This window comes from Mesorhizobium sp. LNJC391B00, from assembly GCF_000502535.1.
Lineage (GTDB): Bacteria > Pseudomonadota > Alphaproteobacteria > Rhizobiales > Rhizobiaceae > Mesorhizobium.
In genome coordinates, this window is record NZ_AYWI01000018.1 from 30042 (window position 1) to 46197 (window position 16156).

The 16156-nt window shown below is 62.4% G+C and carries 19 protein-coding genes; 12 read left to right on the plus strand and 7 right to left on the minus strand.

The window, feature by feature from the left end:
- Nucleotides 1-34: 34 nt before the first annotated feature.
- The 4 genes from X750_RS137025 (at nucleotide 35) to X750_RS137005 (ending at nucleotide 2749) form a co-directional block, all read left to right on the plus strand.
- Nucleotides 35-607, plus strand: a complete 573-nt coding sequence (locus tag X750_RS137025) for a DUF192 domain-containing protein (RefSeq protein ID WP_023691205.1) — start codon at nucleotides 35-37, stop codon at nucleotides 605-607.
- A gap of 10 nt (nucleotides 608-617) precedes the next feature.
- Nucleotides 618-1385, plus strand: a complete 768-nt coding sequence (locus X750_RS137020) for an alpha/beta hydrolase (protein WP_023706613.1) — start codon at nucleotides 618-620, stop codon at nucleotides 1383-1385.
- A 482-nt stretch (nucleotides 1386-1867) separates the two neighbouring features.
- On the plus strand, nucleotides 1868-2209 hold the full coding sequence (locus X750_RS137010; protein WP_023706615.1) for a hypothetical protein: 342 nt from the start codon (nucleotides 1868-1870) through the stop codon (nucleotides 2207-2209).
- A gap of 39 nt (nucleotides 2210-2248) precedes the next feature.
- The gene (locus X750_RS137005) at nucleotides 2249-2749 is read left to right on the plus strand and encodes a GNAT family N-acetyltransferase (protein ID WP_023706616.1); all 501 of its coding nucleotides are present in this window, start codon (nucleotides 2249-2251) and stop codon (nucleotides 2747-2749) included.
- Here the strand turns inward: X750_RS137005 and X750_RS137000 are convergent.
- Complete coding sequence (locus X750_RS137000) at nucleotides 2746-3360, minus strand: hypothetical protein (protein ID WP_023748761.1); 615 nt, start codon at nucleotides 3358-3360, stop codon at nucleotides 2746-2748. The two genes, X750_RS137005 and X750_RS137000, sit on opposite strands and share 4 nt — an antisense overlap.
- A gap of 133 nt (nucleotides 3361-3493) precedes the next feature.
- Here X750_RS137000 and cysE point away from each other — a divergent pair, with 133 nt between their 5' ends.
- The gene (gene cysE, locus X750_RS136995; protein ID WP_023695384.1) at nucleotides 3494-4342 is read left to right on the plus strand and encodes a serine O-acetyltransferase; all 849 of its coding nucleotides are present in this window, start codon (nucleotides 3494-3496) and stop codon (nucleotides 4340-4342) included.
- Between the two features lie 255 nt (nucleotides 4343-4597).
- Nucleotides 4598-4801: a DUF3126 family protein gene (locus X750_RS136990; RefSeq protein ID WP_006200852.1), complete on the plus strand. Its 204-nt coding sequence runs from the start codon at nucleotides 4598-4600 to the stop codon at nucleotides 4799-4801.
- 255 nt (nucleotides 4802-5056) lie between these two features.
- On the opposite strand, the gene X750_RS136985 is transcribed toward X750_RS136990, so the two are convergent.
- A complete protein-coding gene (locus X750_RS136985) occupies nucleotides 5057-5782 on the minus strand; it encodes a hypothetical protein (protein ID WP_023710585.1) in 726 nt (241 codons plus the stop codon).
- Between the two features lie 110 nt (nucleotides 5783-5892).
- Here X750_RS136985 and X750_RS136980 point away from each other — a divergent pair, with 110 nt between their 5' ends.
- The gene (locus X750_RS136980) at nucleotides 5893-6261 is read left to right on the plus strand and encodes a hypothetical protein (protein WP_023748762.1); all 369 of its coding nucleotides are present in this window, start codon (nucleotides 5893-5895) and stop codon (nucleotides 6259-6261) included.
- A gap of 85 nt (nucleotides 6262-6346) precedes the next feature.
- A complete protein-coding gene (locus X750_RS136975) occupies nucleotides 6347-6874 on the plus strand; it encodes a gamma carbonic anhydrase family protein (RefSeq protein WP_023710583.1) in 528 nt (175 codons plus the stop codon).
- Nucleotides 6875-7117: 243 nt separating this feature from the next.
- On the opposite strand, the gene X750_RS136970 is transcribed toward X750_RS136975, so the two are convergent.
- From X750_RS136970 to X750_RS136960, 3 genes are all read right to left on the minus strand, one after another.
- Entirely contained in the window at nucleotides 7118-7726 is a 609-nt protein-coding gene (locus X750_RS136970; RefSeq protein ID WP_023710582.1) for a transglutaminase-like cysteine peptidase, read from the minus strand.
- A gap of 287 nt (nucleotides 7727-8013) precedes the next feature.
- On the minus strand, nucleotides 8014-8631 hold the full coding sequence (locus X750_RS136965) for a PilZ domain-containing protein (protein ID WP_023667501.1): 618 nt from the start codon (nucleotides 8629-8631) through the stop codon (nucleotides 8014-8016).
- Between the two features lie 124 nt (nucleotides 8632-8755).
- Nucleotides 8756-9391 (minus strand): PAS domain-containing protein, encoded by a 636-nt coding sequence (locus X750_RS136960; protein ID WP_023706619.1) that lies wholly within the window; start codon nucleotides 9389-9391, stop codon nucleotides 8756-8758.
- A gap of 400 nt (nucleotides 9392-9791) precedes the next feature.
- On the opposite strand from X750_RS136960, the gene X750_RS136955 reads away from it, so the two are divergent.
- The 4 genes from X750_RS136955 to X750_RS136940 all read left to right on the plus strand — a co-directional run bounded on the left by X750_RS136955 (nucleotide 9792) and on the right by X750_RS136940 (nucleotide 13324).
- The gene (locus X750_RS136955) at nucleotides 9792-10559 is read left to right on the plus strand and encodes a rhomboid family intramembrane serine protease (protein WP_023706620.1); all 768 of its coding nucleotides are present in this window, start codon (nucleotides 9792-9794) and stop codon (nucleotides 10557-10559) included.
- Between the two features lie 138 nt (nucleotides 10560-10697).
- Complete coding sequence (locus X750_RS136950; RefSeq protein WP_023667498.1) at nucleotides 10698-11129, plus strand: CBS domain-containing protein; 432 nt, start codon at nucleotides 10698-10700, stop codon at nucleotides 11127-11129.
- Between the two features lie 202 nt (nucleotides 11130-11331).
- Nucleotides 11332-12831: an Asp-tRNA(Asn)/Glu-tRNA(Gln) amidotransferase subunit GatB gene (gatB, locus tag X750_RS136945; protein WP_023748763.1), complete on the plus strand. Its 1500-nt coding sequence runs from the start codon at nucleotides 11332-11334 to the stop codon at nucleotides 12829-12831.
- 4 nt (nucleotides 12832-12835) lie between these two features.
- Nucleotides 12836-13324: a GNAT family N-acetyltransferase gene (locus X750_RS136940; RefSeq protein WP_023710580.1), complete on the plus strand. Its 489-nt coding sequence runs from the start codon at nucleotides 12836-12838 to the stop codon at nucleotides 13322-13324.
- A gap of 16 nt (nucleotides 13325-13340) precedes the next feature.
- Here the strand turns inward: X750_RS136940 and X750_RS0133845 are convergent, their stop codons facing one another.
- A complete protein-coding gene (locus X750_RS0133845) occupies nucleotides 13341-14741 on the minus strand; it encodes a glycosyltransferase family 39 protein (RefSeq protein WP_050485847.1) in 1401 nt (466 codons plus the stop codon).
- A 182-nt stretch (nucleotides 14742-14923) separates the two neighbouring features.
- Nucleotides 14924-16084, minus strand: coding sequence for a PAS domain-containing protein (locus X750_RS136935; protein WP_023748764.1), 1161 nt, complete (start codon nucleotides 16082-16084; stop codon nucleotides 14924-14926).
- Between the last annotated feature and the right edge of the window lie 72 nt (nucleotides 16085-16156).

A 16156-nucleotide genomic window follows, 5' to 3' on the forward strand; every position in this document is an offset into this window, starting at 1 on the left:
TTTAGGGATCATGGTCTTTGGTCGAGGATTTCCAATGGCGTACAGGAACTGGCTGACAGCGGGCGCGCTCTGCGTCATCGTTGCGGTAGCCGCAGGCGCTTACTTCTATTCCGGGCAGCCGACCGCATCCCAGCAGACGATCGCCGGCGGTCAGGCGATGATCCTTCCCGTCGATCCGACACCCTTGGTCGTGGCGACGAAAGGCGGCGATAAATCCTTTTCGATCGAAGTCGCCGACACCGACTCGGAACGCGAGGCCGGCCTGATGTATCGCCAGGATATGGCCGACAATCATGGCATGCTGTTCGTCTTCGAGATGCAGAAGCAGGTCGGCTTCTGGATGCACAACACGCCGATGCCGCTCGACCTGATCTTTGTTGGACAGGACGGCAAGGTCCGGGCCGTCAAGCACGGCACTCCATTGTCCGATGCAGTCATCTCGCCGGGTGTGCCAGTGCGCTTCGTGCTGGAGCTCAAGGCCGGCACCGCCGCCAAAAACGGCATCGACCATGGCGATCTGCTGCGCCATCCGGCCGTCGGCACGGTGTCCGGCCCCGGCATGCCGCCATCGGACAAGGGCAACGCGCCCACGCCCGGCGCCGGCTGAGCCGCTCCCGATGCAATTCTTCTCCCATGACGGGTTCGACTTCGCCTTCCTCGACCGCCAGCCGGCGTCGGGGGCGGGCGATCCGGTGCTGATGATCCACGGCTTTGCCTCCAGCCACTATGTCAACTGGGTATCGCCCGGCTGGTTCAAGACGCTGAACGACGCCGGCTATCGCGCCATCGCCTTCGACAATCGCGGCCACGGCTCGTCGTCGAAAAGCTATGACGAGGCCGACTACACCCCGGCCAAGATGGCCTCGGACGCGGCAGCGCTGCTCGACCATCTCGGCATCGGGCGCGCCCATGTCATGGGCTATTCGATGGGCGCGCGCATTTCGGCGTTCCTGGCGCTGTCGGATCCGGACAAGGTGGCGACGCTGGTCTTCGGCGGGCTCGGCATCGGCATGGTCGACGGGGTCGGCGACTGGGATCCGATCGCCGAGGCGCTGCTGGCCGACGATCCGGCCGCCACCAGCCATCCGCGCGGCCGCTCGTTTCGCGCCTTTGCGGATCAGACGCGCAGCGACCGCCGCGCGCTGGCCGCCTGCATCGCCACGTCGCGCGAACTGCTCAGCGAACACGACATGACGCGCATCGCCCAACCGACGCTGATTGCGGTCGGGACGACAGACGATATCGGCGGCTCGCCCGACGAGCTCGCCGCGCTGATGCCGAACGCCAAGGTGTTTCACATAGACGGCCGCGACCATATGCTGGCTGTGGGCGACAAGACCTTCAAGCAGCGGGTTTTGGAGTTTTATGCCGAAAATCCGCTTTAACCGGTAAGCGATTTTTCGGGCGATATGGATTGGGCGGCCGGCGAGGGGTGGCAAACAATGGCTCAATGGGGAAGAAGCGCCGACGCTCTGCCGGGCGCCGTCTTGACGAGCAAGTTCGGCAAGCGTTCCGTCATCCTGGCGCTGCTCGCCTTCGGTGCCGGTGTGATAGCGCTGACCACAATGGTGGCGCTGCCGACCCACGCATCCGAGCGTGCCCAGAACATCGCCACGGGTTTCTTCATGGCGGTTTTCCTGCTGGCAGGGCCGTTGGCGCATATTGCCGGATTGATTTTCGGGCTGATGGCGCTGGTGCGTTCGAACGATAGCCGCGTGCTCGGGGTCGTCGGCATCCTGCTCAACGGTGGTTCCCTGGCGGTTGGCTTCCTGCTNCTTCCTGCTGCTTGTGGCAATGGCATCGACGATAGGCGCTTTCACCTGATCGGGGACGAGTAATGGCCGGATGGGGAAGAAGCACGATAGCAATGCCCGGCGTGGTGGGGCGGAGCAGCTTCGGCAAACGCGCGGTGATCCTGGCCCTGCTGGCGTTCGCAATGGATTTTGCGGCGGTGGTCACGCTGGCGTTGATGCCAGGCGAGGCGTCGCTGGCCGCTCAAAACGTCCTCGGCGGGGTTTTTCTGGCGGTGTTTCTCGTTGCGGCGCCGCTGGCGCACATCACCGGCGTGGTTTTTGGCTTGATGGCACTGGGACGTTCAAACGACAATCGTGTCCTCGGCATCGTCGGTATCATCCTCAACGGGCTGTCGTTGGTGATCGGCCTGTTCTTTGTTTGGGCGGCGACCAAGTCCGTTGGCGCCTTCAGGTGATCGATCTTCGTCTGGCTTGCAGCCGGAGGCGGTGCCGCTTTGGTTGATCTTCTCGTCACCTACATGGAGATGCGCCCGCGCGATTTGGCGCCTGCACGCGTCAGCCCTGCAGCAGCGACCACGGTGGCGCTGGAAAGGCTGGACTGCGCGGCTTACATCGACCTCTACCGCGCTGTCGGCGAGCCGGTGCAGTGGGACCAGCGGCTGCGCATGCCGGCGGAAGACCTCGAGCGCCTGCTGGCGCTGCCCTCGACACATATCCATGTGCTGCGCGTCGAGGGCGAGGCCGCTGGTCTGTGCGAATTCAACGGCGTCGGCCAGCCTGAGGTCGAGCTGGTTCATTTCGGGCTGATCCCCGTCTTCCACCGCCGCAGGCTTGGGCCATTCCTGCTCGACCAGGCGCTTCGCGCCGTCTGGTTGCATGCGCCGCAAAGGGTCTGGCTTCACACCGACACCTTCGATCACCCTGGCGCGCAAGCGGTTTACCGGCGCGCCGGTTTCAAAGCCTATGCGCAGCGCATGGAGACCTTTCCGGATTAGGGTTTGAGCGTTTCGAGCGACCGCGCCATGTTTTGCCTGGCCTGGGGCTCGAACCTCTGGCGGAATTCCTGCGAGTGAAAAATATGCTGGCGCGCGAGGATAGTCTTGAGAATCGCGCCGCGGCCGGCGCGCCACATCGGCTCCTCGACCCAGCCATATTCGCGGCGGACCGCTTGTTCGTAGGCGTCGAAAGCGTCGGGTGACGCACCCAGGATCGCCAGGTCCATGTCGAGGAAAAGCGCTGCGTCGCGGAGGGCGTTCTCATCGGCAAGGCCCCGTGGTTGAAGGCTGGGCAGCTCATGCGTGGCGGTGGCGACGATCATCGCCGCTATGCGGCCGAGGCGCTCCGGATCGGTGCGGGTGGCAAGTTTGTCCTGCGCAAGTGCCGCACTCCTGGCCTCGTTGTCCTTGGCGCGGCTGTCATAGATGGCGTCATGGAACCAGATCGCGGCTTCGACGGCGCCGGAATCATGCAGGGATGCTCGATATTCGTCCGCCAGCGCCAGCAACGCCTCTATATGGGCGAGGTTGTGATAGTGGCGATCCGGAGCTTGATAGAGCCGGCAAAGCGCGCGTTTCAGCGGAGCGTCGATCAAGGGTTCGTTTTCCATGGCGGCTTGAATTTCCGTGAACCAAATCCATTTCACCGAGCACTAAGGAAAATTGAGTTCAATCGTGCTATGATCTGGCTTATATGTGCCGCCGGAGAATAGGCAAGCGGCCAGGACGCAGGACAAGACGTCGATGAACAGCATCAGCATTTCCCGCCCCACAAAGGTGCAGCCGGTCGATCCGATCTGGCGTTCGGTCCGCGACGAGGCGATGGAAGCGGTCAACCGCGACCCGCTTCTGGCGGCGTTCCTCTATTCGACCATCCTCAACCAGGAGAGCCTGGAGGAAGCTGTCATCCATCGGCTCGCCGAGCGGCTCGCGCATCAGGACATCGGCTCCGACCTCATCCGCCAGACGTTCAAGTCGATGCTGGCCGACGACAAGGAATGGTCGTCGATCGTTCGTGTCGACATCCAGGCCTATTACGACCGCGATCCGGCCTGCGACCGCTTCATCATGCCAGTGCTCTATTTCAAGGGTTTCCATGCCATCCAGACGCACAGGCTGGCCCATTGGCTGTGGAATCAGGGCCGCAAGGATTTCGCGCTCTATCTGCAGAGCCGCTCGTCCTCGGTGTTCCAGACCGACATCAACCCGGCCGCCCGCATCGGCAAGGGCATCTTCATCGACCACGCCACCGGCCTAGTCGTCGGCGAGACGGCGGTGATCGAGGACGATGTGTCGATCCTGCACGGCGTGACGCTGGGCGGCACCGGCAAAGCCGGCGGCGACCGTCACCCCAAGATCCGTTACGGCGTGCTGATCGGCGCCGGCGCCAAGATTCTCGGCAATATCGAGATCGGCCATTGCTCGAAGATCGCGGCAGGCTCGGTCGTGCTGTCGCCGGTGCCGCACAACAAGACGGTTGCCGGCGTACCGGCCCGCGTCGTCGGCGAGACCGGCTGCGACCAGCCTTCGCGGCAGATGGACCAGCTTTTGCCGTCGCAGTCGATGGACCAGGTCGTCAGCTTCGACATCTGATTTGCAACACCCGGCGTGCCGGACTGAGTCCGGTTGCCGGCGCCGTTGCCTCTGAAGCATGATGCCGAAAAGTGTGAGGCGGTTTTCGGACGACATCATGCTCTACCTCCTTGATTTAGAGGCGGATTTGGATTCGACCTGAAATCATCCGGCCCCAGGGTTCGCGTTCTATCCAGCCGGCTTGCCTTTACATCGCCATTGTCGACGTGCCAGAAGCGCGTTCCAACGAGCAAGCCCGACGATCGGAGAAGACTTTTGAAGCCGGACGAAATCAGAAAGCTGGACGCCTATTTCAAGCGCGTCTTCCAGAATCCCAAACTCGAGGTGAAGGCGCGGCCGCGCAAGGAAGATTCGGCCGAGGTCTATGTCGGCGACGAGTTCCTCGGCATCGTCTTCAAGGACGAGGACGACGGCGACTATAATTTCTCGATGGCGATCCTCGACATCGATCTGGCCTGAGCCCAGACGGCTACGGACTTCGGCGATTGGCGGCAGCCAGCTGCGCCATCGTCATCCCGGGGAGAAGCAGCCGCAGAGCGGCGTCGCTGAGACCCTGGGATACATTCCGGGCCTCGGCTCAGGAATGTGGCGGTCCAGAACTGCCTCTGCTGCTTCCCAACAGTAATTCTGCACCGCTTCGCTGCCTTAAGGGCATGGAACGGATCCTCGGGTCCGCGCGGCTTCGCGCCCGTGTATGACAAAAGCAGAGGGCCGCTACCGTGCGGTCTTTAAGACGCGCGTGGCCTCGGCAACGATAGCGGCGTCAAGCGCCGGCCAGTTGCCCAGCAACTCCCGGGGAAAGCGGTAGGTCAGGCTGAGGCTGTCGCCGACCTGGATGTCCCGCTCGCAGGGCGCCAGCGATTCCTCGGCGCTCGGTCCGCTCAGGCAGCGGGCGACGAACGGGTCCTTGCCGGGCCGGCCGGCGACCGCGAGCACCTCGTTGAGATAGCCTGATTTTTCCGTAAAACCGTAAATCGTCGTGCCGCCGGGGCCGGGCGCGCCGGGCTGGCTGATGAGCGCGCTGTAGATCGGCGCGAAACGGCCGCTCATGTCGCGCGACATCATCTGCGGTTCGAACGACAGGAAGATGATGTTTTTGGCCGTGCCCGTGTGGTTGAAATCGTCGCGTGCGGCTTCGCTGTAACCGTCCATCTGGGGATAGCGCAGATAGAGGTCGAGGCGCGAAGCGATGCCGTCGCGCCGCGCCTGTAGGAAGCGGATGGCGTTGGCCGGCACGGCAATGACATTGTTGCCGATCACCACCCGGTGGACCGTGGAGTCGTCGGTGTAGCCGGCCATGGCGATCGAGCGGCCGAACCATTTTCCGCCAAGGCTGATCGCCAGCGACAGCAGCGCCAGTGCGGCAAAGGCATAGAACACCCGCTTCATCAGCACGGAATCGACGACGTTGAACTCTTCGGCGGTCGCTGCCTGCTTCATCGCAATCCCCATAGTCGCCGCCGTCTGTCCCTGGGCGGCACACATGCCGTGGCACGGCTCTTGCTGCGCTGGACGCGACTGTGCGATCTCATGGTAAACGGAAGGTAAAGATGAGCCTGCTGCTGCCCGTTCTCTTCGCTTCTGCAGTCGGCCTCACTGCCTGCGGGCTTACCGGGTCCGTGATGGAACTGGCGGCGGGCCGCCGGCTTGCCTTTGCCGAGCCTTATGTGTCGCCGGCGTACATCCTGCGCTCGCTGGCCGCGACCGCTTGCGCCGGGCCGTTCATGCTCGCCAACGATGCGCTCGATGCGCGGCGCGAAGGCCGCATTTCCACGCTCATGCTGATGTCCTGCGGCTGCACGGTGATCGCCTGGGCGCTGGTGCTGGGCATCGTGCTGATCGCCATTGCCTCCTGGGGCATCAACTCTCCTGGTGCGCTTCTGCTTTTGGTGGAATCGCTGGCGCGGTATTTGCCTTGAGGCAAATGCGGGAGAAAACCGGCACGCGGTTTTCCTCGGATTGTTCTAGGGTTTGTCCCGGCCTGCGACCAATCGGAGACTGGAAATGCCGACCTATGCAATCGACGGAAAATCGCCCCGTTTCGAGGATGCCGACAGCAACTGGATCGCGCCCGATGCGACCTTGATCGGCGACATCAGCGTCGGTCGCAATGCCGGCTTCTGGTTTGGCGCAGTCATCCGCGGTGACAATGAGCCGATCGTCGTCGGTGCCGACAGCAATGTCCAGGAGCATACGGTGATGCACACCGATCCCGGCTTTCCGCTGACGATAGGGCAAGGCTGCACCATCGGCCACCGCGCCTTGCTGCATGGCTGCACGATCGGCGACAACAGCCTGATCGGCATGGGCACCATCGTGCTCAACGGCGCCAGGATCGGCAGGAATTGCCTGGTCGGCGCCGGCGCGCTGGTCACCGAAGGCAAGGAGTTCCCCGACAATTGCCTGATCGTCGGCTCGCCCGCGCGGGTGATCAGGACGCTGGACGATGCCGCGGTCGCCAGGCTGCGCGCCTCGGCCGCGCACTATGTCGCCAACGGCAAGCGCTTCAAGGCCGGGCTGAAGAAGGCCTGAACTCTATTCCTGTTTGACGATGATCTTTCCCGAACGGCGGGTCAGCGCAGCAAAAATCGTTTCTCGCTTTCGCTGACGCGGTCCTTCGGTTCGGGATCATGGTCTGAAATGGTGGAGCCGGCCCGGGGACGGGGCCGGCTCCTTAAAACCCGGTCGTTGGGGACGGGGAGGGTGGGGACTCGACCGGGCTTTCTCGTTAGGCACGTCGCATTATTCGATGTGCTTGACCTCTGTAATGGCGTCCTAGCGGACGCTGGCGACCGCGTCGGCGCGGCCGTCGTTGATCGTCACCCACACGCCGGAATTCTGGTCGGACTGGCGCTTCAGGTAGGTGTAGTCGGTGTCGGTCCAGGACAGCACCTTGGACTCCAGATTATCGAGGATGAACTCGCCGAGGCTGGTGCGCACGGTCAGCACCGCATGGCCGTCGCCATTTTGTTGGCGCGCCACGGTCATCAAGAGATTGCCGGCGGGAACGCCAAGCGCCATCAATTCGCGGCGCTTCTCCAGCGCATAATCCTCGCAGTCGCCGAAGCCGCTGTCGGGATAGGACCAGACCTCTTCCTTGCCCCACATTTCCATGTCGGTGCGCGGCACGATCCGGGTGTTGACAGAATTGTTGACGTCGACGATCGCCGCCCACAGCTTGCGGGTCAGTTCGACCGGTGTCTGCTTCGGCGTGCGCTGAGCGCATTCCTGCGGCAGCTTCTGGCAGAATTCGTAGTGACCGACCGGCTGTGTCGTGCGGCCGCCAGTGTGCATGTAGGCCGGTCCTGCTGCTTGCGCCGTTCCCCAAGCGGGAAGCTGCATCGCCATTGCCAAGAGCAACAGCTTGCCCCACGTCTTTGCCATTCGTCAGTCTCCCCGTTTGAGGAGACAATGACAGCGTTGGATTTATTTGACGCAAAAACCCGAAGTAGACATTGAGTAAAACCCCAATAGAATAAGCGTAAAATTTGATCTATTTTAATATAAAATCGTTCAGGGTCTCGGCGTAAAACCGCGGTGTCGGAGGCGCGGATTCCGGGTGGAGCCGTGGATTTGCGAGTGCCGCTACAAGCTGCAGAGGCAGGCGGAACGCCGGCAACAAAAACCGGCCGCGCAGGGCGGGTTCGTCTTTGCTGCCTGTTGCCGATCGTTCAGGCGCGCGGAGCGTTGAACTCGGAATCGAGCGTTTCCGGGCGCTGGATGACGGCGAATTCGATGGCGACGCCATCCTCGAAATGACGCACCACCTGGCCACGCATGGTGCCCAGCATCACCTGGATGCCGAGCGCCGGCTTGACGTCGATCTCGACCGCCGCGCCCGACAGCGACAGGTCGATGATGCGGCACTGGTACTGCCGCCCATCGGTGAGCTGCAGCACGCTTGTCGGGTTGCGCGGCGCCACGCGTTCGTGGCGGCGGTCTTCCGGCAGGTCGAGTTCATGCTTGTTGGCGAGCCAGGTCAACTGCGCGGCCAGTTTGTCCTTCTTGCGATCCGAGGCAATGACGGTCATGGCAAAGCCGTCCTGCGAAGTGCGCGTCACCACGCCCTCGATGCGGCCGATATGATCGATATAGGCAATGATTTTTTCGCCCGGCATGCCGACGCGCTCGGTGCGCAGCGCGACATTGCCCGGCGACATATCGACGACCTGGCAGGGGTGCTCGGTGCGGTCCTCCAGCATGAAGCGCCCGTAGATCTTGACCCGGACGCGCTGAAAATTACGCCTTTCGGCGCGGGACGGTGCGTATTCGACCGCCGCTGACCTCATGACTGCCTACACCCCGTTGGCATTCCCGCGTCGTGCGTGGAATCTCGGCAAAAACTACAGCCAAGCAGGTTAACAAAGGGGAAAAGCGGGCCGCCGATAGTTAAGATTAGCGCCGGCTTGGAGACTATTGCTCGCGCCCGCCGTCGAACACGACGAGGTGGCGGATACGGCGCGACCGACCGAGCGCCGAGATGGTCTCCGGCGCTTCGAGTTCGGGAGCCAACGACGGAACGGATATTTCCGGCCGGTTTTTCAGGAACATCGGGTCCTTGTCGGGATCGATGACGTGGATGGCATCGATCAGCGCATCGGTGATCGGGTCGGCGCCCAGCCAGAACGGCTTTTCCACGGCGCTGATGACGCCGAGGCAGCGCGGGTTCTCGACGCCGCCATCGAGCGGCAGCGCAAGCAGTTCGAAGTGGTTGGAACGGCCGCTGCGGCTGAACCCCTCATAAGTGATCAGCACCACGGATTTCTGCTCGAAAACCCCGTGAATGAGGCGCGACACCAGCCGCTGGTCCTTCTCACGCCATAGCGAGGGGAACGAAAAACCCTTGAGCTCGCGGCCGTAGCCGGCGCAAAGCCTGGTGCCGGCAAGCCGGAACACCGCTTCGCCACGCGTATCCCTTTCCAGGATGAAGGTGTCGGCCAAAAGCGCCTTGATGTCGGCAGGTTCGATCTCCGAACGCTTTGGGGCAGGACGTCCACCACGCAGGCGATTCCAATAATGGAACAGCGCGATTGATCCGTTCTGGTTCATGCTATTAAACTCCGCGCATTCTGCCGTCTGATGGTCCCATCGGTGAACAGAAAGGGCGCCCTCCGATGACCTACATGCGTTCCGGAGCAGGATGCGTGCCAGCGTCGTTAAGACTTGTTCACGGGTCGGGGGCGTTAAGGTTAACAAGTGGTTTACGTTGCGCGCGCAGGCTTGCCATGGCACACCAAAACCACTCCAGAAGCGGTCGTTTCGCGACGACCAACAGCACTTCGGTCAATAGTTTTAGGGGAGCAGGGGGCTCGACCAGCCGTTCAAGGGAAACCTTGGACGGCTTCTTTTTGATTCGCGGTTTGTGATTCGCGCTTTGTGATTCGTAGTTTGTGATTTGTCCGGGCATGGCCTAGATGCTCGCGACACGCAAATCCCTGGATCAGAGCATATGAGCGAACCGGCCGGCCCCCTGGAGACCGAACAGACCGCGGAGGCGCCGCCGCCGCGCCGCGAGCCGGTGTTCAACCTGCCACCGGCGGTGCTGGCGGTGATCGGCATCTGCGTTGCCGTCTTCCTGCTGCAGCAATATGTGCTGACCGAAGAGCAGCAGATAACATTGCTCACCGACGGCGCCTTCATTCCGGTCCTCTACACCGGCCAATACGGTTTCGACTGGTTCCTCTTCACCCGTCCTTTCACCTATGCCTTCATGCATGGTGGCGTTGCCCACATTGCCATCAACATGGTTGCGCTGGCCGCCTTCGGGTCGCCGCTGGCCAACCGTCTCGGCTGGTTCTGGTTCGCCTTGTTTTTCGCCGCCACCGGGCTGGCCGCGGTGGTGCTGTTCTGGGCGGTCCATCCATACGGCGAAGCACCGCTGGTCGGCGCTTCCGGGGCGATATCGGGCATGATGGGTGCGGCGGCTCGCTTCGGGTTCCGTACCGACCGCTCCTCCGGCAGGGCGGCCTTTGCCGGTCCCGTGCTGCCGATCGCAGTCGTTTTGCGCATGCGCGGCGTCGTCAATTTTCTCGGCGCCTGGATGGTCATCAATCTCGCCACCGGCCTTTACGGTCTCGGGCTCGGAGAACCCGGCCAGATCGCCTGGGAAGCGCACATTGGCGGCCTCGTCGCAGGCTTCTTCGGATTGCGCTGGTTCGACCGGCGCTGGCGGGCGCCTGAATGGGAGATCCCCGACGACCAGCGCACCCCCCACTAGCGCACTCTATTGGCGCACCCCACTGGCACACCCCACTGGCACACTTGAAAAGCAACCGATCACGGCGCACGATGTTCACTCTTATGTGAAGCCGGTCAGGGCGGGAGCTGGCTAGCCAAGCAGGAGGAGGAGGACGCCATGACGGTTAAGGCAATTCTCGAGAGAAAAGGCCATGACGTGTTCACGCTCGGGCCGAATGTAAAGCTCAGCGAAGCCATTCGAATCCTGGCCGACCACAAGATCGGTGCACTGGTCATCACCAACGGCGATCGCAAGATCGTCGGCATCCTTTCCGAGCGTGACATCGTGCGGGTCGTTGCCAGGGAAGGCGCTGCCGCACTTGATATAACGGTACGCTCGGCGATGACGCCGAAAGTGAAGATCTGCAACGAGAACCACACGGTCAACGAGGTGATGGAGATCATGACCAAAGGCCGTTTCCGCCATCTGCCGGTGGAAAAGGATGGGCTGCTCGACGGGATCGTGTCGATCGGCGACGTGGTCAAGCGCCGCATCGAGGATGTCGAGCGCGAGGCCGACGAAATCAGGGCCTATATCGCAACGGCCTGACCTGACGAAGAAACCGCCGTCCGAATACCGGCCGGCGGCGTTCATTCTATCGGTTGCCGAGCGGCCGAAAGGGGCTGAAAAGGCCAGCCCACTGCTCTGCGCTGCTTTGGGCGCTTGTCTCGCGAAGCGGTTTGCACTAGCGAAGACCGATACCCAAATTCGCGAAAATCGCAGTTTTCGCGAGCCAAAAGCGCAGGCCACCATGACCCTTATCGATACCCGCACGCCCGATGCCAAACGTTTTATTCCCGGCGCTACCGGCGATTGGGAGATCATCATCGGCCTCGAGGTCCATGCGCAGGTAACCTCGGAAGCAAAGCTGTTTTCCGGGGCGTCGACGACTTTCGGCGCGGCGCCCAACGCCAATGTCAGCCTGGTCGACGCGGCCATGCCCGGCATGCTGCCGGTCATCAATGAGGAATGCGTCAAGCAGGCGATCCGCACCGGCCTCGGATTGAAGGCGCAGATCAACCACAAGTCGGTTTTCGACCGGAAAAACTATTTCTATCCCGACCTGCCGCAGGGCTACCAGATATCGCAGTTCAAGCAGCCGATCGTTGGCGAAGGCACGATCGTCATTTCGGTCGGTCCCGACCGGCAGGGCGAGTTCGAGGATATCGAGATCGGCATCGAGCGCCTGCACCTGGAGCAGGACGCCGGCAAGTCGATGCACGATCAGCATCCCACCATGTCCTATGTCGATCTCAACCGCTCCGGCGTGGCGCTGATGGAGATTGTCTCCAAGCCCGACATGCGCTCCGCCGACGAGGCCAAGGCGTATGTCACCAAGCTGCGCACCATCGTGCGCTATCTCGGCACTTGCGACGGCAACATGGACGAAGGTTCGATGCGCGCCGACGTCAACGTCTCCGTTCGCAAGCCCGGCGGCGAATTCGGTAAGCGCTGTGAGATCAAGAACGTCAACTCGATCCGCTTCATCGGCCAGGCCATCGAGTTCGAGGCGCGCCGCCAGATCGCCATCCTCGAGGATGGCGGCAAGATCGACCAGGAAACCAGGCTGTTCGACGCCGTCAAAGGCGAGACGCGCTCGATGCGCAGCAAGGAAGAGGCGCATGACTACCGCTACTTCCCCGATCCCGACCTTTTGCCGCTGGAGTTCGACCAGGCCTATGTCGACGCGCTGGCCAAGGAGTTGCCGGAACTGCCCGACGACAAGAAGGCGCGCCTGATCTCCTCACTTGGCCTGTCGACATACGACGCCTCGATCCTGGTGTCGGAAAAGCCGATCGCCGACTATTTCGAGCAGGTGGCCTCGGGCCGCGACGGCAAGCTTGCCGCCAACTGGGTCATCAATGACCTGCTCGGCCAGCTTAACAAGGCCGGCAAGGGCATTGAAAATGCTCCTGTAACACCGGAGCAGCTCGGTGCCGTGATCGACCTGATCAAGGAAGGCACCATCTCCGGCAAGATCGCCAAGGATCTGTTCGAGATCGTCTGGAACGAGGGCGGCGATCCGCGCCAGTTGGTCGAAAGCCGCGGCATGAAGCAGGTCACCGACACCGGCGCCATCGAGAAAGCGGTCGACGAGGTGATCGCCGCCAACCCCGACAAGGTCGAGCAGGCTCGCGCCAAGCCGACCATGGCCGGCTGGTTCGTCGGCCAGGTGATGAAAGCCACCGGCGGCAAGGCCAACCCGCAGGCGGTCAACGATCTGGTCAAGGCCAAGCTCGGTATCGAATAGAACAATGTTCGTCCGCACCGCCAGCGAACGTGACCTTGCCGCTGTCCGCGCGCTGCTGGTCGAAACCTGGCACGCAACCTACGACGCGATCTATGGCGCCCAGCGGGTGATCGAAATTACCGACGACTGGCATTCGATCGCCTCGCTCAAGGCGCGGCTGACAAGGCCGAACTCGGAATTCCTGGTCGCCGATGACGGCAAGCGTATCGGCGGCATGGCTTTTGCCGCCGCAACGACGGATGCGAAGATCGTGCTGCTGAACCAGCTCTATGTACTGCCGGCCTGCCAGCGGCAAGGCATCGGCCAGGCCTTGCTGGACGAGGTCGAAGCCAGCTTTCCCGAGGCGAACAGGTTGCGCGTCGAGGTGGAAGAGGCCAACGTGCCGGCCATCGCCTTCTACCGTTCGAAGGGATTTTTGCCGGTCGGCAGCACCGCCGATTGCGGCGGCGGTTCGGGGTTGCCGGCGCTGATCTTCGAGAAACCGCTGGGATAGGCGCCCGACGAAACGCTCAGTGCTGTCCTTTCAGCACGACCAGATAGCCGCGTTCCACCGGCTGCCGGAAGGCGATCTGTTCGGATGTGCCCGGATCTTTCGATTGCTTTTCGATGACGTAACCGCCGGGGTGAGACTTGAGCCATTCCTCAGGCTTGTCGGCGTTCTCGAATGGCTTCTCTATTCGCCCAAGGAAACCGACCTCGCCCTGATAGTCGTAAGCGACGGCCCAGTCGGCGTCCTTTCGTTCGTCGATGAAGCTCGCCAGCTGCGTGAGATCGTAGCGTTTGAACACGGTCGCCGAGGCGGCGGCGTGGCCGATGGCGAAAAGGGCAAGCATGACAAAGGCCGTCGCCCTCAGCCTGGCGACTGAAATCTCGGCCATGAAATAGCCCAGCAGAATGGTCGCGAACGGTAGTGCCGGCACGACATAGTGCGGCTGCTTGCCGGATATGGCGCTGAAGACCAGCAGCACCGCAATGAACGAGAACGACAGCAGGCGCAGGGCACGCAGATCCGGGGATTTGGTGTCGATCAGGCTGCGTATCCGGGCAACCGGCCTCAGCCGCCACACCGGGGGGATAAAGGCCCAGGGCACGAACATGAGCGGCAACAGCATCAGGTAAAAGTAAAATGGCCGGCCATGCGAATTGTGCAGGCTTCCGGTAACCCGACCTGCCGACTGGTTCCAGACGAGATCGTAGACGAAACTGCCCTTGGTCAGGATGGTCGCGGGCGCCAGCCATATAGCGACCGGGACAAGGGCGGCGAGAATTGCCAGGCCGGCTCCGGCAAAGAACTGCAAAGGGGCAAGGCCGGCTCGCCGGTCACGCCAGAGGGGATAGAGCAGGACGGGCGCGCCGATGTGAATGAGCACGACCGGGCCTTTGGCCAGCACGCCGAGCCCGATGAAGAGACCCGCCAGCACCGCCTGCCAGCGGTTGCCGGTCCTGGCGAAGCCCAGCAACGCCAGCAGTGCGGCGACCACACAGGCCGTCAAAAGCATGTCGAACAGGATCAGGGTCGAATAGATGACAAAGACGGTGCTGCCGGCCACCAGCCAGGGGATGCGACTGGCGATTTCCGGGCGCTCGGGAAACAGGGTTTTGGCCAGAAGTGTCGTCAGCCAGATGACCAGCGACGAGGCAGCGAAGATGACGAGCATCGCCGCCGCGCGGCTCACACCGAAGATGTTCCAGACGAGATCGATGAGCCAGAACAACAGCGGCGGCTTCTGCAGATAGGGCGCAAAGTTCATCGTCGGTACGAAGACATGTCCACCGAGATACATCTCCCAGGCGACGCTGAGATAACGCGTCTCGTCGACCGGCAGTAGCGGACGGAAAGCGAGCGCGATGCAAAGCAGGGCCAGCAGGAAGAGGTAAGGCAGCAGCCGTTCAATTCGTGTCGGTATCAAGTTCGGGGACCGCCCAGGAAATGGTTTCCACGTCCGGTCGTGCACGATGCACCGTCTCCGGACCGGAGCAGAACCGCACCATGATTTTGGCCGAATTGCAACGATGCCGGCTTGGTATTGTGGATTACGCCTGCGTACCGGCAAATAGTTGAAAAATTTGACGATTGGCTCCGAGTATGGCTTCAGGCCGAGCGCAGCGGCGGCGTCAATTCGCGCATCAGGAGTTCCAGCTCTCGCTGATCGCCGGTGGCGGTCTTGTCGAAGATCGTCGCCAGCTGTGATTTGACGGTGCCGTCCGAGACACCGCTGGCAGCCGCGATTTCACGCCGTGTCAGCCCGGCGGCGACATGGCCGGCGACACGCTTTTCCGCCGCGGTCAGTCCGAACAGCGCAGCGATCGCTTCCAGCGCCGGCACTGAGGCGGCGCCGGCGGCGGCAATGAAGATGGCCGCGGCGGCGCGCGGCGATATGCGGGCCGAAATGTCGCGTCGCGCCAGAGGCATGACATGCGCCACCGCCGGAGACATGGTCTTCACCAGCGGAATGTTGATGCCGGACGGTCCGAGCGCGAATTCGTCGCGCGTGCCGAGCTGGACGGCTCGACCGATGGCGGTGTTGGCGTTGGCATAAGCGAAGGACAGCTGGCCGCGCACCGAGGACACTGAGGCGGTTTCGGTGAGCAGGGCTTCGGCTGCCGGATTGGCGAAAATGATCTGCATATCGTCGGCGACGATCAGCACCGGATGGTCGAGGCTCTCGAGGATCGAGCGAAAGACGTCGGCCTTGCGCCGCTCGGCCTCGAACAGGTCGCCGATGGTCACCGCACGCCGGACATGGGGGGCGAGCGTGGACATCAGGTCGATATCGCTGGCTGAAATCTGAGGCCTGTCCTTATCGGTAACCACCATCAGCGTGCCGGTGCGCGCCGGCTGCTTCATCAGCGCTACCCAGAAGAAATCGTCGAGACGGTTGGGTTCCACCCACTCGCGCACGATGCGGCTTTCGAGCCAGTTCTGGCGGGCGTCAGGGCCTTGCAGGGCGTAGACGCTGTCGACGGTCAACGGTATGTCGACTTCCATCTTCGGCACCGCCTTGAAAAAGGGCACCTCGCAGGCGTAGTCGCGCTGCAGCGGCTCAAGCAGAACCGGATCGCCGCAGGAAGTCGAAAACCGGGCAGAGTTTCTCGCCGTATCGACGACCGCCAGCATGGCAAGCCGGCCGAGCGCCAATTTGCAGATTGATTCAAGCGTCGATGGCCAACGGCCGACATCGACAATCGAATCGTAGATTGCCTCGACGATCTGCGGCAGGGCGCGACCGACTATGTTGGCCTGGACAGACACGTAGAGCCTCGTAAGGATTGCAGCGTAGTGGCAGGTCACACACTGTCTCTGCCTGGGGTCGCACACAACATA